The 23,232-nt window shown below is 67.6% G+C and carries 21 protein-coding genes and 1 pseudogene; 5 read left to right on the forward strand and 17 right to left on the reverse strand.

What is annotated here, in order from left to right; all coding sequences use genetic code 11:
* The first annotated feature begins 41 nt into the window (after positions 1 to 41).
* The 3 genes and pseudogenes from NC7_RS14990 to NC7_RS15000 all read left to right on the forward strand — a co-directional run bounded on the left by NC7_RS14990 (position 42) and on the right by NC7_RS15000 (position 2,347).
* Positions 42 to 405 (forward strand): annotated as a pseudogene (locus NC7_RS14990) (VOC family protein).
* Between the two features lie 115 nt (positions 406 to 520).
* Positions 521 to 1,639: a serine hydrolase domain-containing protein gene (locus NC7_RS14995; RefSeq protein ID WP_067983398.1), complete on the forward strand. Its 1,119-nt coding sequence runs from the start codon at positions 521 to 523 to the stop codon at positions 1,637 to 1,639.
* A 162-nt stretch (positions 1,640 to 1,801) separates the two neighbouring features.
* Positions 1,802 to 2,347 (forward strand): ricin-type beta-trefoil lectin domain protein, encoded by a 546-nt coding sequence (locus tag NC7_RS15000; protein ID WP_157102013.1) that lies wholly within the window; start codon positions 1,802 to 1,804, stop codon positions 2,345 to 2,347.
* A gap of 82 nt (positions 2,348 to 2,429) precedes the next feature.
* On the opposite strand, the gene nuoN is transcribed toward NC7_RS15000, so the two are convergent.
* From nuoN to acpM, 15 genes are all read right to left on the reverse strand, one after another.
* On the reverse strand, positions 2,430 to 4,037 hold the full coding sequence (gene nuoN / locus NC7_RS15005; protein WP_255285056.1) for an NADH-quinone oxidoreductase subunit NuoN: 1,608 nt from the start codon (positions 4,035 to 4,037) through the stop codon (positions 2,430 to 2,432).
* Between the two features lie 11 nt (positions 4,038 to 4,048).
* Positions 4,049 to 5,653, reverse strand: coding sequence for an NADH-quinone oxidoreductase subunit M (locus tag NC7_RS15010; RefSeq protein ID WP_067983404.1), 1,605 nt, complete (start codon positions 5,651 to 5,653; stop codon positions 4,049 to 4,051).
* Positions 5,650 to 7,536, reverse strand: a complete 1,887-nt coding sequence (gene nuoL, locus NC7_RS15015; protein ID WP_067983406.1) for an NADH-quinone oxidoreductase subunit L — start codon at positions 7,534 to 7,536, stop codon at positions 5,650 to 5,652. Before nuoL ends, NC7_RS15010 begins: the two co-directional genes overlap by 4 nt.
* 1 nt (position 7,537) lies before the next feature.
* Complete coding sequence (nuoK, locus tag NC7_RS15020) at positions 7,538 to 7,837, reverse strand: NADH-quinone oxidoreductase subunit NuoK (RefSeq protein WP_067489925.1); 300 nt, start codon at positions 7,835 to 7,837, stop codon at positions 7,538 to 7,540.
* Positions 7,834 to 8,649, reverse strand: coding sequence for an NADH-quinone oxidoreductase subunit J (locus NC7_RS15025; protein ID WP_067983408.1), 816 nt, complete (start codon positions 8,647 to 8,649; stop codon positions 7,834 to 7,836). The genes nuoK and NC7_RS15025 overlap by 4 nt, the downstream gene beginning before the upstream one ends.
* Positions 8,646 to 10,433 (reverse strand): NADH-quinone oxidoreductase subunit NuoH, encoded by a 1,788-nt coding sequence (gene nuoH / locus NC7_RS15030; protein ID WP_067983411.1) that lies wholly within the window; start codon positions 10,431 to 10,433, stop codon positions 8,646 to 8,648. Before nuoH ends, NC7_RS15025 begins: the two co-directional genes overlap by 4 nt.
* Positions 10,426 to 12,885: an NADH-quinone oxidoreductase subunit G gene (locus tag NC7_RS15035; RefSeq protein ID WP_067983413.1), complete on the reverse strand. Its 2,460-nt coding sequence runs from the start codon at positions 12,883 to 12,885 to the stop codon at positions 10,426 to 10,428. Before NC7_RS15035 ends, nuoH begins: the two co-directional genes overlap by 8 nt.
* Positions 12,882 to 14,204 carry an NADH-quinone oxidoreductase subunit NuoF gene (gene nuoF, locus NC7_RS15040; protein WP_067983416.1) on the reverse strand — a complete coding sequence of 441 codons (1,323 nt, stop codon included), beginning with the start codon at positions 14,202 to 14,204 and terminating at the stop codon, positions 12,882 to 12,884. Before nuoF ends, NC7_RS15035 begins: the two co-directional genes overlap by 4 nt.
* The gene (gene nuoE / locus NC7_RS15045) at positions 14,201 to 14,950 is read right to left on the reverse strand and encodes an NADH-quinone oxidoreductase subunit NuoE (RefSeq protein WP_067983418.1); all 750 of its coding nucleotides are present in this window, start codon (positions 14,948 to 14,950) and stop codon (positions 14,201 to 14,203) included. The genes nuoF and nuoE overlap by 4 nt, the downstream gene beginning before the upstream one ends.
* The gene (nuoD, locus tag NC7_RS15050) at positions 14,947 to 16,260 is read right to left on the reverse strand and encodes an NADH dehydrogenase (quinone) subunit D (RefSeq protein ID WP_067983420.1); all 1,314 of its coding nucleotides are present in this window, start codon (positions 16,258 to 16,260) and stop codon (positions 14,947 to 14,949) included. The genes nuoE and nuoD overlap by 4 nt, the downstream gene beginning before the upstream one ends.
* Positions 16,260 to 17,015: an NADH-quinone oxidoreductase subunit C gene (locus NC7_RS15055; RefSeq protein WP_084458495.1), complete on the reverse strand. Its 756-nt coding sequence runs from the start codon at positions 17,013 to 17,015 to the stop codon at positions 16,260 to 16,262. Before NC7_RS15055 ends, nuoD begins: the two co-directional genes overlap by 1 nt.
* Positions 17,012 to 17,566 carry a NuoB/complex I 20 kDa subunit family protein gene (locus NC7_RS15060; protein ID WP_067489943.1) on the reverse strand — a complete coding sequence of 185 codons (555 nt, stop codon included), beginning with the start codon at positions 17,564 to 17,566 and terminating at the stop codon, positions 17,012 to 17,014. The genes NC7_RS15055 and NC7_RS15060 overlap by 4 nt, the downstream gene beginning before the upstream one ends.
* 10 nt (positions 17,567 to 17,576) lie before the next feature.
* A complete protein-coding gene (locus NC7_RS15065) occupies positions 17,577 to 17,957 on the reverse strand; it encodes an NADH-quinone oxidoreductase subunit A (protein WP_067983422.1) in 381 nt (126 codons plus the stop codon).
* 358 nt (positions 17,958 to 18,315) lie between these two features.
* Positions 18,316 to 18,717: an Rv3143 family two-component system response regulator gene (locus NC7_RS15070; protein WP_067983753.1), complete on the reverse strand. Its 402-nt coding sequence runs from the start codon at positions 18,715 to 18,717 to the stop codon at positions 18,316 to 18,318.
* A 100-nt stretch (positions 18,718 to 18,817) separates the two neighbouring features.
* Positions 18,818 to 19,123, reverse strand: coding sequence for a meromycolate extension acyl carrier protein AcpM (acpM, locus tag NC7_RS15075; protein ID WP_067983424.1), 306 nt, complete (start codon positions 19,121 to 19,123; stop codon positions 18,818 to 18,820).
* 76 nt (positions 19,124 to 19,199) lie between these two features.
* On the opposite strand from acpM, the gene NC7_RS15080 reads away from it, so the two are divergent.
* The gene (locus NC7_RS15080) at positions 19,200 to 20,120 is read left to right on the forward strand and encodes a MerR family transcriptional regulator (protein ID WP_201449886.1); all 921 of its coding nucleotides are present in this window, start codon (positions 19,200 to 19,202) and stop codon (positions 20,118 to 20,120) included.
* Between the two features lie 13 nt (positions 20,121 to 20,133).
* On the opposite strand, the gene NC7_RS15085 is transcribed toward NC7_RS15080, so the two are convergent.
* Positions 20,134 to 21,240 (reverse strand): hypothetical protein, encoded by a 1,107-nt coding sequence (locus NC7_RS15085; RefSeq protein WP_067983426.1) that lies wholly within the window; start codon positions 21,238 to 21,240, stop codon positions 20,134 to 20,136.
* 244 nt (positions 21,241 to 21,484) lie between these two features.
* On the opposite strand from NC7_RS15085, the gene NC7_RS15090 reads away from it, so the two are divergent.
* Positions 21,485 to 22,303: a TIGR02452 family protein gene (locus NC7_RS15090; protein WP_067983428.1), complete on the forward strand. Its 819-nt coding sequence runs from the start codon at positions 21,485 to 21,487 to the stop codon at positions 22,301 to 22,303.
* Here NC7_RS15090 and NC7_RS15095 read toward each other — a convergent pair whose 3' ends face one another.
* Positions 22,304 to 23,161 carry a LysR family transcriptional regulator gene (locus tag NC7_RS15095; RefSeq protein WP_067983757.1) on the reverse strand — a complete coding sequence of 286 codons (858 nt, stop codon included), beginning with the start codon at positions 23,159 to 23,161 and terminating at the stop codon, positions 22,304 to 22,306. It lies immediately after the preceding gene.
* Positions 23,162 to 23,232 lie beyond the last annotated feature (71 nt).

Consider the following 23,232-nt stretch of genomic DNA (forward strand, 5'->3'; position numbering starts at 1 on the left):
TCTGCGGCGGCCCGCGAACACCGAGGACTGAGGAGTAGACGATGCCGAAAGCCACACTGCGAGGCGTGACTCTGGACTGCGCCGATCCCCGGGCTCTTGCCCGGTTCTACCAAGAGCTGACAGGCATGCGGCTCGGCTACGAGGCCGACGAATTCGTCGCTCTGACCGATGGTTTGGGTTGTGACCTGGGCTTTCAACGGGTCACCGGTTACCGGGCCCCCCTCGTGGCCCGGTCAGGACGTGCCGCAGCAGTCGCACCTCGACCTCGGGGTCGAGGACCTCGACGCGGCGGAGAAGTTCGCGGTAGGGATCGGCGCGGTCAGGGCGGACCACCAGCCGGGCGGCGACCGCTGGCGGGTGCTGTTGGATCCGGCCGGTCACCCGTTCTGTCTGGTCGTCGGCTGATGGCCGCAGGATCTTGCCACCACACCCCGCACCCACCGGCTGGTACCGCAGTGTGAGGGCGGTTCAGTACCGCGGACCGATGTGGCTGTGCACCAGCGCTTTCTACCGTCTCCTCATGCTGAAACGTAGGTTGGTCCTGCCGATGTGCGCCATCGCACTGTTGCTGACGAGTTGCACCACGAGCTCTGCCGACGCGCCGGTCGTCGCCCCCGCGCGACTGGACTCGGTCCGAGCCGACCTCGCCGAACTGATCGGCTCGGGAGCTGTCGGTGCCGTCGCCACGATCACTGACAACGGTGCGACGGCGGTGGTGACCGCCGGTGTCACCGACCTGGTCGAGGGCGCACCGATCCCTGACGATCGAGCGCAGCATGTGCGGGTCGGCAGCATCACCAAGACATTCACGGCGGCGATCGTGTTGCAGTTGGTCGAGGAGGGGCTGGTGGTGCTCGACGCACCGGTGGAGCGGTATCTGCCGGGCCTGCTTCGGGGTGACGGTGTGGACGCGAATGCGATCACCGTCCGTCAGCTGCTCGGTCATCGCAGCGGATTGCCGCTTCCGCGTACGTTCGAACTCACCGAGCACCAAGCTGCCGTCCTCGGGCGAACCTTCACCCCCGAGGAGGAGATGACGTTCATCCTGGGGTTGCCCGCCGAGTTCGCACCCGGCGCCCGTTTCCAGTACAACAACACCAATTACCTGGTGGCGGGAATGCTGATCGAGGCCGTCACCGGGCGCTCGTATTCCGCCGAGCTCACCGACCGCATCATCGCCCCCCTCGGCCTGTCGCACACCTATCTGCCCACCACCGGCGAAACCGGCCTACGCAGCCCCCATCTGTCCGGATACACCACGGTCGACGGAAACGTCGTCGACGAAACCCTGATGGAGCCGTCCCTGCCGTGGACGTCGGGCGCCCTGGTCAGCACCGGCGCCGACCTCAACCGGTTCTACCTCGCGCTGGTCTCCGGCCAGGTGGTCCCACCCGCTCAACTGCGCCACATGCTCGACGGGGTCGACATGGGCGAAGGCAATGGCATGTCCTACGGCCTCGGCATCGGCTACACCCAACTCCCGTGCGGCACACGCTTCATCGGCCACACCGGCAACGTCCGCGGCTTCGGCGCCATCGCAGGCGCGACCACCACAGGCCGCGCCTTCACCTACTCCTACACCGGCACCCCGACCACGACGACCATGAGCACCTGGCTCACCAGCGGCCTCTGCGGCTGACCGAGTACACCGCTTGTCACGTCGCTCGGATCGGCCGTTCACGGCGAAAGAGTTCATTAAGGTTCCAGCATCCGGTGCCCGATAGTTTCGCCACATCGAGCCGAACAGGTTCGACTGCAAGGCAATTCGCATCGCATCGGTGCGTTGTGGAGGGGAACACGCGTGAAGAACTCAATGTCGGCAGGCGCGGAACGCACTGGCGAAGGTCGGTCCAATCGGTCGATTCGCCGACTCGCGGGTCTACTCGGTAGCGGCGCCGTTGTCGCCGCCGCGTCGATGATGGCCTTCGCGCCCGCGAGCACGGCCGCCGCGGGTGTGACGATGCCCAACGGCCTCAACGAACGCGTCTGCCTGGATGGGCTGACGCTCGACGGACGCACGCTCCAGGGAGGGGTACAGGTGTGGGCGTGCAACGGCGGAGCGCAGCAGCGGTGGGTTCCCGGACCCAACGGCAGTCTGCGCAACGCTCTCGATCAACGCCTCTGTCTCGATGCGGTGACCCTCGACGGGCGCACTCTCACCGGACGCGTCCAGGTGTGGGCCTGCAACGGCGGCGCGCAACAGCGGTGGATCGTGGGGCCGAGCCATAGCCTGCGCAACGGTCTCAACGATCGTCTGTGCCTGGATGCGGTGACCCTCGACGGTCATACCCTCAACGGGCGCGTGCAGGTGTACCCGTGCAACGGAGGGGCACAGCAGCAATGGTGACGTCGATCTAGCTGGCGCATCAGCGGTCGGATATCGAACAGGGCCCCACCCGGAATCACGCGGGTGGGGCCCTGCCCGGTGCTCAACGGATGAGGTGGGCTGCTTGTTCTGCCAGGTCGAGGACCGGCTGGGGGAACAGGCCGAGGAGGACGGTGGCGCCCGCGGCGAACGCGACGACGAGGACGGTCGCGAACGGGGAGGTGACGGTCGGGGCGTCGGCGGGTGGGTCGGTGAAGAACATGAGGACGATGACGCGGACGTAGAAGAACGCCGCGATGGCACTGCACACCACACCGATGACGACCAGGAAGGCGTAACCGGCACCGGAAGCGGCGGCGAACACCGCGAACTTGCTGACGAACCCGCTGGTCAACGGGAGCCCGGCGAAGGACAACAGCAGCAAGGCGAACACCGATGCCAGCCAGGGGGAACGCTTACCGAGACCGGCCCACTGCGGCAGGGCGGTCGCCTCGTCTCCGGAACTGTCACGCACCAGACCGACCACCGCGAACGCCGCGACCGTCCCGAGCCCGTAGGCCAGCAGATAGAACATCACCGCCGCCACACCGGCGGAATCGGCGGCGGTCATGCCGACCACCAGGAAACCGGCGTGCGCGATGGAGGAGTAGGCCAGCATGCGCTTCACATCGGTCTGGGTGATCGCCATGATCACACCCACCACCATGGTCGCCACCGCGACGGCGGCGAGTACCGGCCGCCAATCGTCGCTGAGCGGACCGGTGCCAACCATCAGCACCCGCATGGTCGCGCCCACAGCCGCGATCTTGGTAGCCGCCGCCATGAACGCCGTGATCGGGGTCGGCGCGCCCTGGTACACGTCGGGCACCCACGCCTGGAACGGCACCGCACCGATCTTGAACAGCAGTCCGACGGCGAGCATGGCGATCCCGAGCAGGGCGAGGGTGGCGTCGTCACCCTGCTTGTCCAGGGCCGCACCGATTTCGGGCAGTGACACCGTCCCGGTCTGCCCGTAGAGCAGGGCGACACCGTAGAGGAAGAACGCCGAGGAGAACGCGCCGAGCAGGAAGTACTTCAGTGCCGCTTCCTGTGACAGCAATCGCCTGCGCCGGGCCAGCCCGCACAGCAGATACAGCGGCAGCGACAGCACCTCGAGCGCGACGAACATCGTGAGCAGATCGTTGGAGGCGGGGAACAGCAGCAGCCCACCGAGGGCGAGCATGGTCAGCGGGAAGACCTCGGTGGTCGACACACCCGCCCGCACGGCGGCGAGTTCGTCGGCACTGCCTGGCACCGACGACGCCTGCGGGGTGAACGCGTCGACGCCGCGATCGAGGACGGCCGCGGCCCGGCTCCAGGTGCCGGGTCCGCTGCGTACCCGCCGCACCGCGCCGCGTTCGGCGATCAGCAGCAGGCCCAGCAGACCGATCACGAGAATGGTGCCCTGCAGAAACAATGTGACACCGTCGATCGCGACGGCGCCGACCACGGCGGTTGCCTCGGTACCGGCGAGCGACACCACCGCGACCAGCGCGGCGAGTACTCCGGCGATGCCGAGCACGACGTGTGTGCCGTACCGGTAGGAGCGGGGCGCGAACGCCTCGACCAATACACCGACGACACCGACGCCGAACACGATCAACATCGGTGCGAGCAGGTGGTATTCGATGCTCGGCGCGGCCAGTGGTGCCGCGAGCTCGTTGATGGTCACGGAGTCCGTCCTCATTCGTGTCCGCCGGTGGGGGCTGCTTCGGGCGCGGGGACCTTCGGCGCCGGATCCTGCTTACCGATGGTCGACAAGGTCTGTCCCACCGCGGGATTCACCAGATCCAGCATCGGTTTCGGATACAGACCGAGCACCAGCAGAGCAGCGAGCAGCGGGACGACCACGGCCAGTTCACGCGGCACCAGGTCGCGCAGGTGCTCGTTGCCCTCGTGCAGTGGGCCGGTCATCAGGCGCTGGTAGAGCCAGAGCACGTAGATCGCGGCCAGCACCAGCGCACCGGTCGCCACCACCGCCGCCACCTCGTAGCGGCTGAACGTGCCGACCAGGACCAGGAATTCGCTGACGAACGGGGCGAGCCCGGGCAGCGACAGGGTCGCCAGGCCCGCGATGAAGAATGTGCCCGCCAGCACGGGGGCGACCTTCTGCACGCCGCCGAAGTCGGCGATCATCCGGCTGCCGCGCCTGCTGACGAGGAATCCGGCGATGAGAAACAATGCGGCCGTGGACAATCCGTGGTTCACCATGTAGAGCGTGGCGCCGGATTGGGCTTGGGAGGTCATGGCGAAGATGCCGAGGATGATGAACCCGAAGTGCGAGATGGAGGTGTAGGCGATCAGGCGCATCACGTCGGTCTGCCCGATCGCGAGCAATGCGCCGTAGAGCACACCGATCACCGCGAGCGTGATGACCAGCGGGGCGAAGGTGTCGGAGGCGAGGGGGAACAGCAGCAGGCAGTAGCGCAGCATGCCGAAGGTGCCGACCTTGTCGACCACCGCCATCATCAGCACCGCGCTCGACGGGGTGGCCGACACCGCGGCGTCGGGCAGCCAGGTGTGCAGCGGCCACAGCGGCGCCTTCACCGCGAAGGCGAACATGAACCCGAGGAACAGGGCGTTGAGCACGGCGGTGCTGCCGCCGAGTTCGCCGTTGTTGGCGGCCGCGACCACGACCCGCAGATCGAAGGTGCCCGCCGACCCCTGCCCGAGTCCGGCGCGGGCGGTGAGCACGTACAGCCCGATCACCGCGGCGAGCATGATCAGTCCACCGAACAGGTTGTACAGCAGGAACTTCACCGCCGCGCGGGATCGTTGCGCGCGCACGGCGGCATCGGTGGTGCGGGTGCCGAAGCCGCCGATGATGAAGTACATCGGGATCAGCATGGCTTCGAAGAAGATGTAGAACAGCAGGATGTCGAGGGCGAGGAACGAGATCAGCACCATCGACTCGACCAGCAGCATCAGCGCCATGTAGAGGTGGGCGGACTTGCGACCGTCACCGCTGTCGTCGTTCCAGCCCGCCAGGATCAGCAGCGGCACGAGCAGTGCGGTGAGCAGTACCAGCGCGGTGGCGATGCCGTCGAGGCCCAGGGTGTAGCCCACCCCGAACGCCGGGATCCACTCGTGGGATTCGACGAATTGATACTGCTCACCGCCGGGCTGGAACCGCACGGTCAGCACGACGGCGAGCACGAGCACACCGAACGACACCGCGAAGGCGATTGAGCGGGCGAGAGTGCGCTGGGCTGCGGGCACCACGAGCACCGCGACGGCGCCGATCGCGGGGGCGAGCCAGAGCGTCGTCAGCCAGGGAAACGAGTTCACCAGAACCTCACCGCGAGCAGGGCAGCGGCCACCAGGGCCGCGCCGGTGAACATGGACAGGGCATACGAGCGAACGAAACCTGTTTGGACGCGCCGGGTCCGGGCCGACAGTCCGCCGATGGCGGCGGCCGTCCCGTTGACGATCCCGTCGACCCCCTTGGCGTCGAGGAACACCAGCGCCCGGGTCAGGTAGCGGCCCGGCCGTTCGAAGGCGGCCTCGTTGACAGCGTCGCCGTAGAGATCCTTGCGTGCCGCGCGGGTGAGGACGGTGACCGGTTCCGGCGCGACCTCGGGCACCGACGATTCGGCGTACTTGCGGTAGGCCACGGCGACACCGATCGCGACCACCGTCAACGCCAACCCGGTGACGACGATCGGCGGCACGACCGGCTCGGCGTGATGGGAGCCGACGACCGGCTCGAGCCAGTGCACGAGCGAGGATCCCCACACGAACAACCCACCGGCGAAGACGGATCCGAGGGCGAGCAGGATCATCGGACCGGTCATCACGGCCGGTGATTCGTGCGGGTGGGTGTCGGGGCGCCAGCGGCGTTCACCGAAGAACGTCATCAGCATGACGCGGGTCATGTAGAACGCGGTGAGCCCGGCACCGAGCAGGGTGACCACGCCGAGCAGGACACCGGCGGCTCCGCCGTGATCGAAGGCGGCCTCGATGATCTTGTCCTTGGAGAAGAAGCCCGACAGCGGTGGCACTCCGATGATCGCCAGGTAGCCCAGCCCGAAGGTGACGAAGGTGATCGGCATCAGGGTGCGCAGTCCGCCGTAGCGGCGCATGTCGGTCTCGTCGTTCATCGCGTGCATCACCGACCCGGCGCCGAGGAACAATCCGGCTTTGAAGAAGCCGTGGGTGAGCAGGTGCATGATCGCGAAGGCGTAACCGGCGGGGCCGAGGCCGACAGCCAGGATCATGTAGCCGATCTGACTCATCGTCGAGGCGGCGAGCGCCTTCTTGATGTCGTCCTTGGCGCAGCCGATGATCGCACCGAACAGCAAGGTCACCGCGCCGACGGCGAGCACCGCGGCCTGCGCCCCGGGGGCGAGGTCGTAGATCGGGTTGGCCCGGGCGATCAGGTACACACCCGCGGTGACCATCGTCGCGGCGTGGATGAGCGCCGACACGGGGGTGGGGCCCTCCATGGCGTCACCGAGCCAGGACTGCAGTGGCACCTGCGCGGATTTGCCACACGCGGCGAGCAGCAACATCAACCCGATCACGGTGAGCGTGCCCTCGCTCGCGCCCGGTGCGGCGGCGAACACGGTCCGGAAGTCGAAGGAACCGAACGTCGCGAACATGACCATCATGGCGATGGCAAGACCCATGTCACCGACTCGGTTCACCACGAATGCCTTCTTGGCAGCCGTTGCGGCGGAAGGCTTCTCGTACCAGAACCCGATCAGCAGGTACGACGCCAGACCCACACCTTCCCAGCCGAGGTACAGCACGAGGAAGTTGTCGGCCAGGACGAGCACCAGCATGGCGGCCAGGAACAGGTTGAGGTAGCCGAAGAAGCGACGCCTGCCCGGATCGTGGCTCATGTAGCCGATCGAATAGAGGTGGATCAAGGAACCGACACCGGTGATGAGCAGCGCGAAGCAGATCGACAGCTGGTCGAGTTGCAGTCCGAAGGCGACCTGCATCTGTGCCACCGGTACCCAGGTGAACAGGTCGAGATGCTGGGCGCGGTCGGCGTCGGCACGACCGAGCATGCCGACGAACGCGACTGCCGCGACGACGAACGAGCCGAGCGCGGCGGCGGTACCGAGGAAATGGCCCCACTTGTCGGCGCGGCGCCCGAGCACCAGCAGAACGACGGCCCCGGCCAGGGGGATCGCGGGCAGCAGCCACAACGTCGCGGTACCCATGTCAGAACTTCAGCAGGTTGGCGGCGTCGACCGAGGTCGACCGGCGGGCACGGAAGATCGTCATGATGATCGCCAGGCCGACCACGACCTCGGCGGCGGCGACGACCATGGTGAAGAAGGCGATCACCTGACCGTCGAGGTCGCTGTGCAGTCTGGCGAAGGTGACGAAGGCCAGGTTGACCGCGTTGAGCATGAGTTCCACGCACATGAAGACCACGATCGCGTTGCGCCGCAACAGGACTCCGGCGGCGCCGATGGTGAACAACAGCGCGGACAGGAACAGGTAGTTCTGGGGGTTCACCGCTTGCCTTCCTCGTCGGCCGTCGGGTTGTCGCCGCGTGCCGCACCCGCCGCCAGGAAAAGCGCTTCCTCGTGGGCACGGGTACGGCGGTGGCGCAGGATCGTGCTCACCGAGTGTTCGGCGTAGGAGCCGTCGGGCAGCAGGGCCGGGCTGTCGACGGCGTTGTGCCTGGCGAAGACGCCCGGTGTCGGCTGCGGGGTGGCACGTTCACCGCCGGTACGGAAACGGTCACGTGACATCTCGCGCTGACCGCGTCGTGGCGTGAAGTGTTCGCGGTGGGCCAGCACCATGGCACCGATGGTCGCGGTGATGAGCAGGGCGCCGGTGAGTTCGAATGCCCAGACGTAGCGCAGGAAGATCAGCTCGGCGAGCTCGGCGATCACATCGCGGTCATCGAAGCCGTTGCCCGCGAAGCGAGTTCCGTCGCCGCCCAGCGCCGAACCGATACCGCCGATGAGCAGGAACCCGAAGCCGACACCGACTATCGCCGCCGCGATGCGTTGCCCGCGTAGGGTTTCGCGCAGTGATTCGGCCGAGTCGACACCGACGAGCATCAACACGAACAGGAACAGCATCATCACCGCGCCCGTGTACACCACGATCTGCACGACGCCGAGGAACAGGGCGTCCTGGGCGATGTAGAGCACGGCGAGCGCGATCATGGTGGCGGCCAGGCACAGTGCCGAGTGCACGGCCTTGGCCGCGGTCACCATGCCGAGCGCGCCGAGTACCGCGATCGGGGCGAGCACCCAGAACAGGACGGCTTCCCCGGTGGAGGTGGCGGCGATGTCGGCGGCCAGCAGGGTGCTCATCGCAGGACCTCCTGTTCGGTCGGTGCGGGTCCGACCCGGCCGAGGTAGTAGTCGGCGGCGTCGGTGCCCGGCGCCATCGCGTGTGGGGGCGCGACCATGCCGGGCTCCATCGGTGCCAGCAGCCGGTCCTTTTCGTAGATGAGGTCAGCGCGGTTGTCGTCGGTGAGCTCGTATTCGTTGGTCATGGTGAGAGCCCGGGTGGGGCAGGCCTCGATGCAGAGTCCGCAGCCGATGCAGCGCAGGTAGTTGATCTGGTACACGCGCCCGTAGCGTTCACCGGGGGAGAAGCGTTCGTCCTCGGTGTTGTCGCCGCCCTCGACGAAGATGGCGTCGGCCGGGCACGCCCAGGCACACAGTTCGCAGCCGATGCATTTCTCGAGTCCGTCGGCGTAGCGGTTGAGTTGGTGGCGGCCGTGATAGCGCGGTGCGGTCGGGACCTTCTGCTCCGGGTAGAACTCGGTGTTGGCCTTCTTGAACATGGTCGCCCCGGTGACGGCGAACCCGGCGAAGGGGTCGAGCAGACCGATCCGCGGTTCGGCGTCGGCGGTGCGCGGCGGAATCGGTGGTGTCGGGAAGCCGAGGAACACCGATGAGGTGGTGGGTTCCTCCGGCAGCGGCGGCAGCCCCTTCTTGCGGCCCGCTCGCACGAACATGCCGATCAGCCAGGCGGTGAGAACGATGCCGACTCCGACCAGGATGGGCGTCTGCCCGGGGATCCCTTCGACGTCGAGCACCCGCGCACCGGCCACGACCATCACCCACACCAGTGAGGTGGGGATGAGCAGCTTCCAGCCGAGGTTCATGAACTGGTCGTAGCGCAGACGGGGCAGGGTGCCACGCAACCAGACGAAGACGAACAGGAACGTCCACACTTTGGCGGTGAACCACAGCACCGGCCACCACCCGGAGTTGGCGCCCTCCCACAGGCTGATCGGGAACGGCGCCCGCCATCCGCCGAGGAACAGGGTGGTGGCGAGCGCGGAAACCGTTGCCATGTTGACGTATTCGGCGAGCATGAACATCGCGAACTTCAGCGAGGAGTACTCGGTGTGGAAACCACCGACGAGCTCGCCTTCGGCCTCGGGCAGGTCGAACGGTGCCCGGTTGGTCTCGCCGACCATCGCCACGCAGTAGATCAGGAACGACGGCAGCAACAGGAAGACGTACCAGGTACCCTCCTGAGCGGTGACGATGCCGGAGGTAGCCATGGTGCCCGAGAGCAGGAACACCGTGGCGAAGGTGAGCGCCATCGCGATCTCGTAGGAGATCACCTGCGCGGTCGAACGCAACCCGCCGAGCAGCGGATACGTCGAGTTCGACGACCAACCGGCCAGCACGATGCCGTACACCCCGATGGAGGTGATGGCCAGGATGTAGAGCACTCCGACGGGCATGTCGGTGAGTTGCAGCGCGGTGCGGGTGCCGAAGAACGACACCTCCGGACCGAACGGGATGACCGCGAACGCCATGAACGCCGGGATCACCGAGATGATCGGCGCGAGCACGTAGATCGGTTTGTCGACGATGGCGGGGATGATGTCTTCCTTGAGCGCCATCTTCACACCGTCGGCGATCGACTGGAACATGCCGCCCGGGCCGACCCGGTTGGGGCCGACCCGCATCTGCATCCAGGCCACGACCTTGCGTTCGGCGTATACCGCGACCAGCGGAATCAGCATCAGGTAGACGAACACCGCCAGCGCTTTGACCACGACCAGCCACAGTGGGTCGGTGCCGAAGACCGGCCCAGCCTCGGCCGCGAGGAGTAGCACACGATCACTCATGACGGTGTTCCTTCATCCTGTCGTCGGCGCGGCGCAGGCGCACCACGGCGCCGGGCGTCACACCGAGGGTGGTACCGACCGTGCAGCCGGGGGAGTGCAGCGGCAGCCACACGACCCGATCGGGCAGGTCGGTGATCATCAGCGGCACGGTGATCTCGCCGTGGTCGGTGGCGACGATGATGTGGTCGGCGTCGTCGGCTTCGATCTCGGCGGCGGTGGCGGCCGAGAGCCGGGCGACCGGTGGGCGCGCGACACCGGCGAGGTTGGGTTCGCCGTCCTGGAGGCGACCGGCGTCGAGCAGCATCCGCCACCCGGCGAGCACCGCCGTGCCGGGGCCCGGCTGGGGCCTGGTCTGACCGGAGCGAACCGGTGCCGTGACCGGTTCGCCGGTCCAGGCGCCGAGCGCGTCGAGTTCGGCCCGGGCCGCGGCGGCGTCGGGGAGCGCGATCGGGATGCCCATTTCGGCGGCGAGGGAATGCAGCACGCGCAGGTCCGACAGGGGTGCGGCGACGCGGCGGGTGGTGTCGAGTGGCGCGGCCGTGAACGGCCGCGGCCTGCCTTCCCAGGTGCGGAAGGTCCCCGTCTTCTCGACGACGGTGGCGACGGGGAACACGACGTCGGCGCGTTCGGTGACGCTGCTGTGGCGTTGTTCGAGGCTGACCACGAACCGGGCGGTGTCGATCGCGGCCAGCGCGGCGGCCGGATCGGGCAGGTCGGCGGGGTCGACGCCACCGATCACCAGGGCACCGAACTGGGCCGCACCCGCGAGGATCGCCGCGGTGTCCCGCCCGGGCCCGGCGGGCAGTTCAGGGCTCTGCCAGCGATGGCGAACCTGCTGGCGCGCCGTGGGATCGATGACGGGCCTGCCACCGGGCAGCAGACTCGGCAGGGCCCCGGCTTCGAGGGCGCCGCGCTCACCGGCCCGGCGTGGTACCCAGGCCAGGGCTGCGCCGGTGGTTTCGGCCAACCGGACCACCGCCGACAATGCGCCAGGGCTGCCCGCGAGTCGTTCGCCCGCCATCACGACCGCGCCGGGGGTGCGCAGCAGGTTCATCAGTTCGGCCGCGTCCGACGATGTTTCGGCGCGCACCGCATCGAGAACCTCTGCTTCGGCGCCCGGCGGAGTCTGGATCAGCGCCCCGGCGAGACGTTCGAGCCCACGCGAGGCGAACGGCGCCGACGACACCACCCGCAGGCCTCGGGTGCGGACCGCTTTGCGCAGGCGCAGGTAGACGATCGGTGATTCCTCTTCGGGCTCGAAACCGACCAGCAGCACGACGGGGGCCTTGCTCAACGCGGCGTAGTCCACGTCGAATCCGCGCCCGGCGACGCACGCGGCGAGGAACTGCTCCTCCTCCTCGGAGTGCACCCTGGCGCGGAAGTCGATGTCGTTGGTCGACAGCACCATTCGGGCGAACTTGCTGTAGGCGTAGGCCTCTTCCTCCGTGACGCGCCCACCGACGAGCACACCGGCGTTGCCGATCGCGGCGTGCAAGCCGGTCGCGGCGGCGGCGAGGGCCTGGGGCCAGGAGGCGGGGGCGAGCACGCCGTCCCAACCGCGTACGAGGGGGGTGGTGAGGCGGTCGCGTTCGGTGGTGTAGGCGAAGGCCCAGCGGCCTTTGTCGCAGTTCCATTCCTCGTTGACCTGCGGGTCGTCACCGGCCAGGCGGCGCAGCACCTTCCCGCGTCGGTGGTCGGTGCGTTGGGCGCAGCCCGACGCGCAGTGCTCGCACACACTGGGTGTGGAGACCAGGTCGAAGGGGCGGGCACGGAACCGGTAGGAGGTGCCGGTGAGCGCGCCGACCGGGCAGATCTGCACCGTGTTGCCGGAGAAGTAGGAGTCGAGCGGTTCGGCCTGGGCGATGCCGACCTGTTGCAGCGCACCGCGATCCATCAGTTCGATGAACGGGTCACCGGCCACCTGCTGGGAGAACCGGGTGCATCGGGCGCAGAGCACGCACCGTTCCCGGTCGAGCAGCACCGCCGAGGACAGTGGAATGGGTTTCGGGTAGGTGCGTTTCTCTCCCTCGAAGCGGGATTCGGCGCTGCCGGTGGACATGGCCTGGTTCTGCAAGGGGCATTCGCCGCCCTTGTCGCACACCGGGCAGTCGAGCGGATGGTTGATGAGCAGCAGTTCCATCACCCCGCGCTGGGCCTTCTCGGCGATCGGCGAGCTGAGCTGGGTCCGCACCACCATGCCGTCGGTGACCGGGATCGTGCAGGAGGCCACGGGCTTTCGCTGGCCTTCGACCTCCACGATGCACTGCCGACAGGCGCCGACGGGATCGAGCAGGGGATGGTCGCAGAAGCGGGGGATCTGCACACCGATCAGTTCGGCGGCACGGATCACCAGGGTGCCCGCGGGGACCTGGATGGTGGTGTCGTCGATGGTGACGCTCACCAGGTCGGCGGGCATCACGCCGGAGTTGTTGCCGGGTGCGATCGCTGTCATCGGGTCGCCTTTCCTGAGGCCCAGGCCGTGGCGCGGGCCGGGTCGAACGGGCAGCCGCCGCGACGCTGATGCTCGAGGTATTCCTCGCGGAAGTACTTCAGTGAGGAGAAGATCGGGCTGGCCGCGCCGTCACCGAGGGCGCAGAACGATTTGCCGTTGATGTTGTCGGCGATGTCGGCGAGTTTGTCGAGGTCGGCTTCGGTGCCCTGACCGGCTTCGAGGCGCTGCAGCAGTTGCACCAACCAGTAGGTGCCTTCGCGGCACGGTGTGCATTTGCCACAGGATTCGTGGGCGTAGAACTCCGTCCAGCGCAGTACCGCGCGCACCACACAGGTGGTGTCGTCGAAGATCTGCAATGCCTTGGTGCCAAGCATGGACCCGGCGGCCGCGACACCTTCGTAGTCGAGGGCGATGTCGAGATGGTCGGCGGTGAACAGGGGCGTCGAGGAACCGCCCGGTGTCCAGAACTTCAGGGTGTGCCCGGGGCGCACACCTCCGGCGTAGCCGAGCAGTTCGCGCAAGGTGATGCCGAGCGGTGCCTCGTACTGGCCGGGCCGGGCGACGTGCCCCGACAGCGAGTAGAGGGTGAAGCCGGGCGATTTCTCGCTGCCCATCGACCGGAACCAATCCGTGCCGTTGCGCAGGATCGATGGCACCGACGCGATGGATTCCACGTTGTTGACCACCGTCGGGCAGGCGTAGAGACCGGCGACGGCCGGAAACGGTGGCCGCAGGCGCGGCTGACCACGACGTCCCTCCAGGGAGTCGAGCAGGGCGGTTTCCTCACCGCAGATGTAGGCACCCGCACCGGCGTGCACGATCAGTTCCAGGTCGAATCCGGAGCCGAGGATGTCGTTGCCGAGGAACCCCGCCGTGTAGGCCTCGGCGACGGCGGCCTGCAGTCGGCGCAGCACCGGTACCACTTCACCACGCACATAGATGAAGGCGGTGTTCGCGCGGATCGCGTAAGCGGCGATCACCACCCCTTCGATCAGCGTGTGCGGGGTGGCCAGCATGAGCGGAATGTCTTTGCAGGTGCCGGGCTCGGATTCGTCGGCGTTGACGACGAGGTAGTGCGGCGTGGTCGTGCCGTCGGGGCCGGGGCCCTGTGGGATGAACGACCATTTCATCCCGGTGGGGAAGCCCGCACCGCCGCGCCCGCGTAGGCCCGCGTCCTTGACGGTCTGGATGACGTCGTCGGGTCGCATCCGCAGCGCGGCCCGCAGACCTTCGTATCCGCCTGTCCTGGAATAGGTGTCGAGCGTCCAGGACCTCGGACTATCCCAGTGTCGGCTCAGTACGGGGGTGAGTGTGGTCATCGCATACCCTCGCCGTCTCCGGAGTCCGCTGCCGGGATGCCGGTTTCAGGGGCTGAGGCCGCCTCGTCGGCGACGCGCAATCCCGCCAGCGTCGGCTCGCCGGGCACGCCTTCGAGGACGCCCGGTCGTTCGTCGGGGAAACCAGCGAGGATTCGCGCGGTCTCGCGGAACGTGCACAGCGGGGCGCCGCGACTGGGCCGCACCTGATGACCGGCACGCAGCGCGTCGGTGATCTCGATGGCCGATTCGGGGGTCTGATTGTCGAAGAACTCCCAGTTCACCATCATCACCGGCGCGTAGTCGCAGGCCGCGTTGCATTCGATGTGCTCGAGGGTGACGGCGCCGTCGGGGGTGGTCTGACCATGGCCGATCCCCAGATGTTGTTGCAGCGCTTCGTAGATCGCGTCACCGCCGAGTACCGCGCACAGTGTGTTGGTGCACACGCCCACGTGGTAGTCACCGGTGGGGGTACGGCGGTACATCGAATAGAAGGTGGCCACGGCGGTGACCTCGGCGCCGGTGAGCCCCAATTGCTCGGCGCAGAAGTCGATCCCGGTGCCGGTAACATATCCGTCCTCGGCTTGCACCAGATGCAACAGTGGCAGCAGGGCCGAACGCGGATGCGGGTAGCGAGCGATGATGTCCTTGGCGTCGAGTTCGAGACGCTGGCGAATATGCGGCGGGTACGGCTCCGGCCGGACGGTGAGATTCAGCAGAACCGTTGGGCTCGCGGGCTTGTCGGTCATCGGTCTACCCCTCCCATGACGGGGTCGATGCTGGCGACGGAGGCGATGACGTCGGCGACCATGCCGCCCTCGCACATCGCGGCGACCGCCTGCAGGTTGGTGAACGAGGGGTCGCGGTAGTGCACCCGGTAGGGGCGGGTGCTGCCGTCACTGACCATGTGCACGCCCAGTTCGCCGCGTGGCGATTCGACTGCCGAATACACCTGTCCGGCAGGCACTCTGATGCCCTCGGTGACGATCTTGAAGTGGTGGATCAGCGATTCCATGGAGGTGCCCATGATCTTGCCGATGTGTTGGGGGGAGTTGCCGAGTCCGTCCGGGCCAAGCTTCAGGTCCGCGGGCCAGGCGATCTTCTTGTCGTCGATCATCACCGGGCCGGGGCGCAAGCGGTCGAGGCACTGTTCGATGATTTTGAGTGACTCACGCATCTCGGCGACCCGGATCAGGTAACGGCCGTAGCAGTCGCAGCCGGTGGTGGTCGGGATGTCGAACTCGTAGTTCTCGTACCCGCAGTACGGGTCGGATCTGCGCAGGTCGTGGGGCAGGCCGGTGGCGCGCAGCACCGGGCCGGTGATACCGAGGGCCATGCAGCCGGTGAGGTCGAGGTAGCCGATGTCCTGGGTGCGCTTCTTCCAGATCGGGTTGGCACTGAGCAGGTGTTCCATATCGCGCAACCGACCCGGCATGATGTCCAGCAGTTCGCGCACCTTGGTGACGCCGTCGTCGGGCAGGTCCTGGGCGAGGCCGCCGGGGCGGATGAAGGCGTGGTTCATGCGCAGGCCGGTGATGGTTTCGAAGACGTCGAGGATGAGTTCGCGTTCGCGGAAACCGAACAGCATCGGGGTGAGCGCGCCCAGTTCCATACCGCCGGTGGCCAATGCGACCAGGTGTGAGGAGATGCGGTTGAGTTCCATCAGCAGCACGCGGACCACGGTGGCGCGTTCGGGGATCTGCTCGGTGATGTCGAGCAGTTTCTCCACACCGAGGCAGTACGCGGTCTCGTTGAAGAACGGGGACAGGTAGTCCATGCGGGTCACGAAGGTGACGCCCTGGGTCCAGGTGCGGAATTCCAGGTTCTTCTCGATGCCGGTGTGCAGGTAGCCGATGCCGCAGCGGGCCTCGGTGACGGTTTCGCCCTCGATCTCGAGAATCAGGCGGAGCACCCCGTGCGTGGAGGGGTGCTGGGGGCCCATGTTGACGACGATGCGTTCCTCACCGGCACCGGCGAGCACCTCGCCGACCTGGTCCCAGTCCTGGCCCGCCACGGTGACGACCCGTGGTTCGTCACGGCGGAAATCGGTGTCGGTCATCAGCTGTAGGTCCTCCGCTCGTCGGGCGGCGGTATCCGCGCGCCCTTGTACTCCACCGGGATCCCGCCGAGCGGGTAGTCCTTGCGCTGCGGGTGGCCGCGCCAGTCGTCGGGCATGGTGATGCGGGTGAGCGAGGGGTGCCCGTCGAAGAGGATGCCGAAGAAGTCGTAGGTTTCGCGTTCGTGCCAGTCGACGGTCGGATACACCGGGAACAGTGACGGAATGTGCGGGTCGGCGTCGGGGACCGACACCTCGACGCGCACGCGGCGACTGTGGGTGATCGACATCAGGTGGTACACGGCGTGCAGTTCGCGGCCGGTTTCGTCGGGGTAGTGCACCCCGCTGACACCGAGGCACAGTTCGAAGCGCAACGAGTTGTCGTCGCGCAGGGCGCGCGCCACGTCGACGAGGTGCTCGCGGCGCACGTGCAGGGTGAGTTCGCCGCGGAAGACGACGATCTTCTCGATGACGGTGTCGAAGGCGATGACGCGGTGGGTGAGCGCGGCGCGCAGGGTGCCGACGAAGGCGTCGAACCAGCCGCCGTACGGTGGCGGGGTGCCGCCGGGCAGTACCACCGGGGTGACCAGGCCGCCGTAGCCGGAGGTGTCGCCGGTGCCGTGCACGCCGAACATGCCCTGGCGGGTGCCGATCACTTCGTCCTCGGCCGGTTTGCGGTGCCTCGGTGCCTCGGGCGTTTCCTCCGGAATGCCCTGCCCCGCGGTGTCGTCGGTGTTGTCGGGGGAGTCGAAGGTCATCGCAGCAGGCCCTCCATGCGGATGGTCGGGGTGCTGGCGAGCGCGGCCTGTTCGGCGGCGCGGATCGCTTCCTCGCGATTGACGCCCATCGGCATCTCCGCGATCTTGGCGTGCAACGCGAGAATGGCGTTGAGCAGCATCTCCGGGCGGGGCGGGCAGCCGGGGAGGTAGATGTCGACCGGGACCACGTGGTCGACGCCCTGCACGATGGCGTAGTTGTTGAACATGCCGCCCGAGGACGCGCAGACACCCATGGCCAGTACCCATTTGGGTTCGGTCATCTGGTCGTAGACCTGACGCAGAACCGGTGCCATCTTCTGGCTCACCCGGCCTGCGACGATCATCAGGTCGGCCTGGCGGGGCGAGGCGCGGAAGGCTTCCATGCCGAAGCGGGCGATGTCGAATCGTCCTGCACCGGTGGCCATCATCTCGATCGCGCAGCAGGCCAGACCGAAGGTGGCGGGCCACAGTGACCCTTTACGCAGGTATCCGGCGAAATCCTCGACGGTGCTCAGCAGGAACCCGCTTGGCAGCTTCTCTTCGAGACCCATTGTTTCCCACTCATTCCCAGCTGAGGCCGCCGCGGCGCCATTCGTAGGCGTAGGCGACCGACACATTGACGATGAACAGCGCCATCGCGGCGAATCCGAACAACCCGAGAGCGTCGAAGTGCACGGCCCACGGGTAGAGGAACACGATCTCGATGTCGAAGATGATGAACAGCATCGCGGTGAGGTAGTACTTCACCGGAAACCGTTGCCCCCCAATGTCTCCCGGACCCCCAGCGACCGCGTGCGGTGTGGGTTCGATGCCGCATTCATAGGGTTCGAGCTTGGCCCGGTTGTATCGCTTCGGACCGACCAGCGCCGCCATGATGACGGAGAAGACCGCGAACGCCGCGGCGATGGCGCCGAGTACGAGTGCGGGCACTTCGATGTTCACGACTGCACTTCCCCTCCTCGCTGGAGCAGGCCGTGCCGTGTGGCGCGGCCGCGGACGGCAGCTTTCGGCGAGACGGGGGCCGACAACGATGTCCGCCGAACCGGGGCCTCGCCCGCTGTGCAGCGATGGCGGAGCGTTATACAGAACCCGCGCTCGTGTGAGCTAGAGCACAGACTATCGCGGTTTCCGGGGTGCGCCGCGCGTTTCCGGGGCGCTGTTTGATCGAATTCAGTACCGGGATTCATGAGCGAAACGGTGGTAATCCGCTCAGCGCGCACACGACAGAACCACTGGAGTTACCAGTGGTTCTGTGAGGATCGAGATGACGTCGACTATCCGACGGAACGGGACACTGCGGTCAGCGTGCCTGGAGTACGCCCGCGACCGCGCGGGTGAGCTGCATGGGGTCGATCGGGTGTGAGACCGAGGCCTCGGCGCGCGACCAGTTGGCCAGCCACGCATCGTCGGGTCGACCGGTGAGCACGACCACCGGGGGGCACTGCTCGATCTCGTCCTTGAGCTGCTTGGCGATCCCGAGCCCCCCGGCGGGCACGGACTCCCCGTCGAGAATCGCGAGATCGATCCCACCGGCATCCATCTGCTCGATGACGACGGGCGCGGTCGCGACCTCGAGGTAGTCGAGCTCCGGTAGATCCGGCCGAGGCCGTGGCCCCAGCGCGAGAATCACCTGTTGACGGGTATCGGCGTCATTGCTGTAGACCAGCACACGCAGCGGGGTGGAACGATCTGATTCGGCCACAGACGGATCGTACGTCGGGTCAGCGGGCGTGGTGGCGGGTTCGGCCGAACAGCCGATGCCCGAATCTCCCACCACCGCCCGCCTATTCGCCGATGCGCTGCTAGCGGACCGGTTCATCTTTGAGCTTTGCGGCCATTTCGGCGGCGAGCTCGGGTTGTTCGGCCTCCATCTTCTGGACGTAGGTGACGGCGTCACCTACGGTGCGCAGACTCGACAGGTCCTCGTCGGGGATCTTCACGGCGTACTTGTCCTCGAGTTGGACGGCGATCTCGACGAGGGACAGGGAATCGATTTCGAGGTCTTCGATGAAGGACTTCTCCGGAGTCACCTCGGCGGCGTCGATGCCGGTCACCTCCTCGATGATGTCGGCGATGCCCGCGATGATCTCCTGCTGCGTGGTTGCCACGAATTGTCCTTAGTTCGAGGGGGTTACGTTCGTGCAGTACGGTAGGAGCTCCACTGGGGTGGAGGTTCAACTGGTTGTGACCGACGACACACAGACGACGTTGGTGAGTATCGGGGAGCTGGCGCGCAGGACGGGGCTCGCGGTGCGGACCCTTCGGTTCTACTGTGACGAGGGCATTCTCGACGCGTGTCGTAGCGTCGGTGGCCATCGGCTGTTCGAGGCGCGGACCGCCGTTGAACGGGTGTTGCTGATCAAGCGGTTGCGGGCGCTGGGGCTGGGGTTGGCGTCGATCACCGAGGTGTTGCGGAGGGAACGGTCGATCGCCGAGGCGGTGGCCGAGGAGAGCGCCCGCCTCGACGTCGAAATGCGGACGCTGGCTTGGCGGCGCGCCAGCTTGCGTGCGGTGGAAGCCGCGTCCCCCACGGGCCGGGCCGAGCGGCTGGCGCTGCTCGCGGCGGCTCAGGACGGCGGGTCGGCGCACGAGAGCCTGGTGCGGTTCTGGTTGGGTACGCTCGCGCCGATTCCGCCGGACGATGTCGAGGGCTGGATCGGCTGGAATGTGCCGAGGCCGCCGATCGATCCGTCGGTCGAGGAGGTGGTCGCCTACGCCGCACTGGTCGCGATGGTCTCCGATCCCGCACTGAAGGTGATTGTGCGGCAGCAGTATTGGCGGGGCCGGGCAGAGTTGGTGCGCGACCCCCGGGAGTTGTACGGCCGGATCGGCGACGTCATGGCCGATGTGGTGCCCCTCGTCTCCGCCGGGGTGCGACCGAGCGGGGGCCGTGAACTCGACCGGTTCGTGGACGCGCACGCCGGTGCCCGAGGGGAATGCGATACGCCCCGCTTCCGTGCGCGGCTACTCGACGAGGCCACCGACGGCGATCAGCGGATCCACCGATATTGGACGCTGACCGAACAACTCCTCGGGGCGCGAATCACCGTGGGACGTGCCCACGACTGGGTGTATCGCGCACTGGTCGACTCCCTCGGCCGCTGACGGAGCGCGATATCTACCAGTTCCCGTCCTGAACCGTCTTGTCGCCCAACGAGATCACCGGGAGATCGCCCTCGATCGGCGGATTCGGGTGCTCGTCGGCCAGCCAGTGGCCCGTGGGTTTCACCCCGGCGAGTTCGGTGGCCGGTGCCAGGTCCTCGGCGTCAGCGGCGTAGTAGTCGAACCACGGCAGCCCGTGCTGGGTGTAGGACTGGGCGGTGACCGGCGTCGACGGTGCCGGTTCGCCGGTGATGTCCTGCCATTCGGCGGCCGAGGCCAGGTGCACGAAGATCCGGGCGTCGGCCGCGCGGTGGTAGTCCTCGAGTGGGCGTCGGTCGGCGTAGATCTCCTGGCGCATGGTGCCACCGGCACCCATGCCCATCGCCCTCGACCCGCGGCGCCGCATATCTCCACCCGCGGGCCTGGCTCCCAGCGCGGGCGGCGCGGCCGGAGCCGGTGCGGGACCACTCGGTGCGCCGCCGTAGGCGGCCGGGCTGACCGGCATCGGCGCACCGGGCGTCATGGGCGCACCGTAGGGAGCGGTGAGCCATGGCGCCCCCTCGTCCGAGGGAGCGGGACGATGCAGTGCCTGCTCGTTCACCCATGCCTCGCGCGCGATGTCGGTGAGCCCGTGTACCGCCAGTTGCACCCCACCCCACTGCTCGGTTCCCGTGACCTGACCTTCGACGGTCGCGCCGAGCCCCATGGGCACCGCGACGAACTGGCGCACGCTGCCGTCGCCGGAGTTGATGCCGTCGAGCCACGGTTGCCGAGGCAGCGCGAGATAGTTCTGTGGGTCCTGGCCGAGCACATCGCTCCACGGCTTCCCGGATACCGCGCACACCTTGCCGACCGCCACTTTCAACGCGGCCGGGGTGGTGGCGGTGAACTTCAGCCACAGCGCTTCGCGCTGGTAGATCGGCAGCATCACCCCGCCGCGTTCCCGCCATTGCGCGGGCACGGTATCGGGATAGTCGGCGACGCGGCGCAGCGGGAAGGTGCCGAGGCCCGGGGGCAAAGGGTAGGTGCCCGTCTCGGGCAATCGCAAGGTCCGCACAAACGTCACGCGCACGCCGCCCGGCAGTTCGAGCGCATCGCCGGAAAGTTTCACTTCGGTCGCCATGCCCCACCCCTTCGTTCGACCGGACGCGATCTCGCCCCTCGTCGACGACGGTACTCATCGACCAAGCCTCCGTCCACGACTTCTCGGGTCGGCATCGACGACGGTCGCGGTTCCGATCGTGGCAGGCGGTACGCGAGCCGTGCCCACCCGCGGAACGTCTCCGCCGAAATAGGGGCATGTGCGTTGTAGTTCGTATGACAAAAACCAGTGGCGCGCTGTTGGACCCGCTGTTTACGGTGACCCCATGAGCAGCAAATTGCCTCACGTGGCCGAGGAGAACGAAGCGATCGTCGCCGAGGGCGGCTATCGCACCGGAGACGGCGAATTCGTGGACATCGCGGACCGCTCGGCTGCCGCGCGCGGTGCCACTGTGTCCTACACGCCACAGCATCTCGAGGAGATGATCCAGGGCGGTGGACCGGGGCCCGGGAACCCCGTGGTCGAGGTGACAGCCGAGGGCAGCATCGAGGCCGCGCGACGGCTGCACGCCGAGCAAGCGGGTCGCGTCGGCGTCCTCAATTTCGCTTCGGCCCGCAATCCCGGCGGCGGTTACCTGGGTGGTGCCCGTGCACAGGAGGAAGATCTGTGCCGCAGCGCGCTGCTCTACACCTGCTTGCTCGAGGCACCGGACTACTATGCCGCACACCGCGCTTCGCGCGACCTGGCCTACAGCCACCGGGTGATCGTGTCGCCTGACGTACCGGTGATCCGCAACGATCGGGGTGGCCTGACCACACCGTTCCCGGTCACCTTCCTGACCTGCCCCGCTCCGAACGCGGGGGAGCTGCGGCGGCGCTCGGCGACCGTGGATGTGGGGCCAGTGCTGTCGGAACGCGCCGAGCGGGTCGTCGCGGCCGCGGCGCGTCACGACATCGACACGCTGGTGCTCGGGGCGTGGGGGTGCGGGGTGTTCGGCAACGACCCCGTCGTGGTGGCCGACGCGTTCGAGGCCGCGCTGACCGGCTGGGGAGCGGCTTTCGACCGGGTGACCTTCGCGGTGTGGGACCGGGCGACACCCTCGATGAACCGCGCCGCCTTCGCAACCCGGTTCGCCAGCCGCTGATCAGGGACCGATGGCTGCGTGGAAGGCATCGGCCGGCCCCGTTTCGGCGGGGTCGATGAGGTGCGCGAGGAACAGCCGGGTGGTGAGTGTCGGGGTGGGTGTGGTGACCGCGTGCCAGGGGCGGTCGAGGGGGGTGCCGGGGACGTCGATCGTATGCAAGGCGCCGGAGCGCAGGTGTTCGTCGACGGCGTCGGAGTGGATGAGGGTGATGCCGAGTCCTTCGCGGGCGGCGGCGATGACGGCGCCGTGGGAGCCGAGAGTCAGGGTGGGCGGGTCGATCTGGAGGCGATCGAGCAGGGCGAGGGTGGCTTCGCGGGTGCCCGAACCGGTCCCGCGCAGCAGCCAGGTGGCGTGGCGGGGGTCGGGGTCGTCGGTGCCGACGACGACCAGGGTGCTGGGGCGACGCGCCTGGATGACCAGACCCGCGTCGTGGGGTGGGCGACCGGCGATGACGAGATCGGTTTCGTGGTGCTGTAATTCGAGGAACAGCACGTCGCGCGGCTGGATCGACAGACTCAGTTCCACATCGGGGTAGCGGCGCCGAAACGACGCGAGCGGCCGCAGCACCACGGATTCGCCCGCGGTGGCGACGACGCCGATGCGTAATCGTCCGGCGTCGGCCTGACGGACGGCGGCGTGTGCCTCCTTCATCAAACCGAGGATCCCCCGGCAGTATTCGGCGTACACCCGGCCCGCCTCGCTGAGCGCGATACCCCGTCCTGAACGAACGATCAGTTTGGCGCCGAGCTGTTTTTCGACATGGGTGACAGCGGCCGAGACGGCGGCTTCGGTGACGTGGAGTTGTGCCGCGGCACGGCGGATGGATCCCAGGCGGGCGACAGCGAGAAAAGTTTCCATCCGACCCGAACTGACCCTGCCCATACCCGACGGTAGCAAACTCAACGTTTCGGTTGAGCGTTGTCGGAAAC

The organism is Nocardia caishijiensis NBRC 108228, assembly GCF_001612825.1.
Lineage (GTDB): Bacteria > Actinomycetota > Actinomycetes > Mycobacteriales > Mycobacteriaceae > Nocardia > Nocardia caishijiensis.

Coding starts and splice junctions, on each gene's coding strand:
- NC7_RS15025 (WP_067983408.1), bottom strand. CDS start 8,649: ATGAGCACCCTGCTGGCCGCCGACATCGCCGCCACCTCCACCGGGGAA.
- NC7_RS15090 (WP_067983428.1), top strand. CDS start 21,485: ATGAGCAGCAAATTGCCTCACGTGGCCGAGGAGAACGAAGCGATCGTC.
- NC7_RS15085 (WP_067983426.1), bottom strand. CDS start 21,240: ATGGCGACCGAAGTGAAACTTTCCGGCGATGCGCTCGAACTGCCGGGC.
- nuoF (WP_067983416.1), bottom strand. CDS start 14,204: ATGACCACACTCACCCCCGTACTGAGCCGACACTGGGATAGTCCGAGG.
- NC7_RS15035 (WP_067983413.1), bottom strand. CDS start 12,885: ATGACAGCGATCGCACCCGGCAACAACTCCGGCGTGATGCCCGCCGAC.
- NC7_RS14995 (WP_067983398.1), top strand. CDS start 521: ATGCTGAAACGTAGGTTGGTCCTGCCGATGTGCGCCATCGCACTGTTG.
- NC7_RS15055 (WP_084458495.1), bottom strand. CDS start 17,015: ATGACCTTCGACTCCCCCGACAACACCGACGACACCGCGGGGCAGGGC.
- nuoE (WP_067983418.1), bottom strand. CDS start 14,950: ATGACCGACAAGCCCGCGAGCCCAACGGTTCTGCTGAATCTCACCGTC.
- NC7_RS15060 (WP_067489943.1), bottom strand. CDS start 17,566: ATGGGTCTCGAAGAGAAGCTGCCAAGCGGGTTCCTGCTGAGCACCGTC.
- nuoD (WP_067983420.1), bottom strand. CDS start 16,260: ATGACCGACACCGATTTCCGCCGTGACGAACCACGGGTCGTCACCGTG.
- nuoH (WP_067983411.1), bottom strand. CDS start 10,433: ATGAGTGATCGTGTGCTACTCCTCGCGGCCGAGGCTGGGCCGGTCTTC.
- nuoL (WP_067983406.1), bottom strand. CDS start 7,536: ATGGGTACCGCGACGTTGTGGCTGCTGCCCGCGATCCCCCTGGCCGGG.
- NC7_RS15095 (WP_067983757.1), bottom strand. CDS start 23,161: ATGGAAACTTTTCTCGCTGTCGCCCGCCTGGGATCCATCCGCCGTGCC.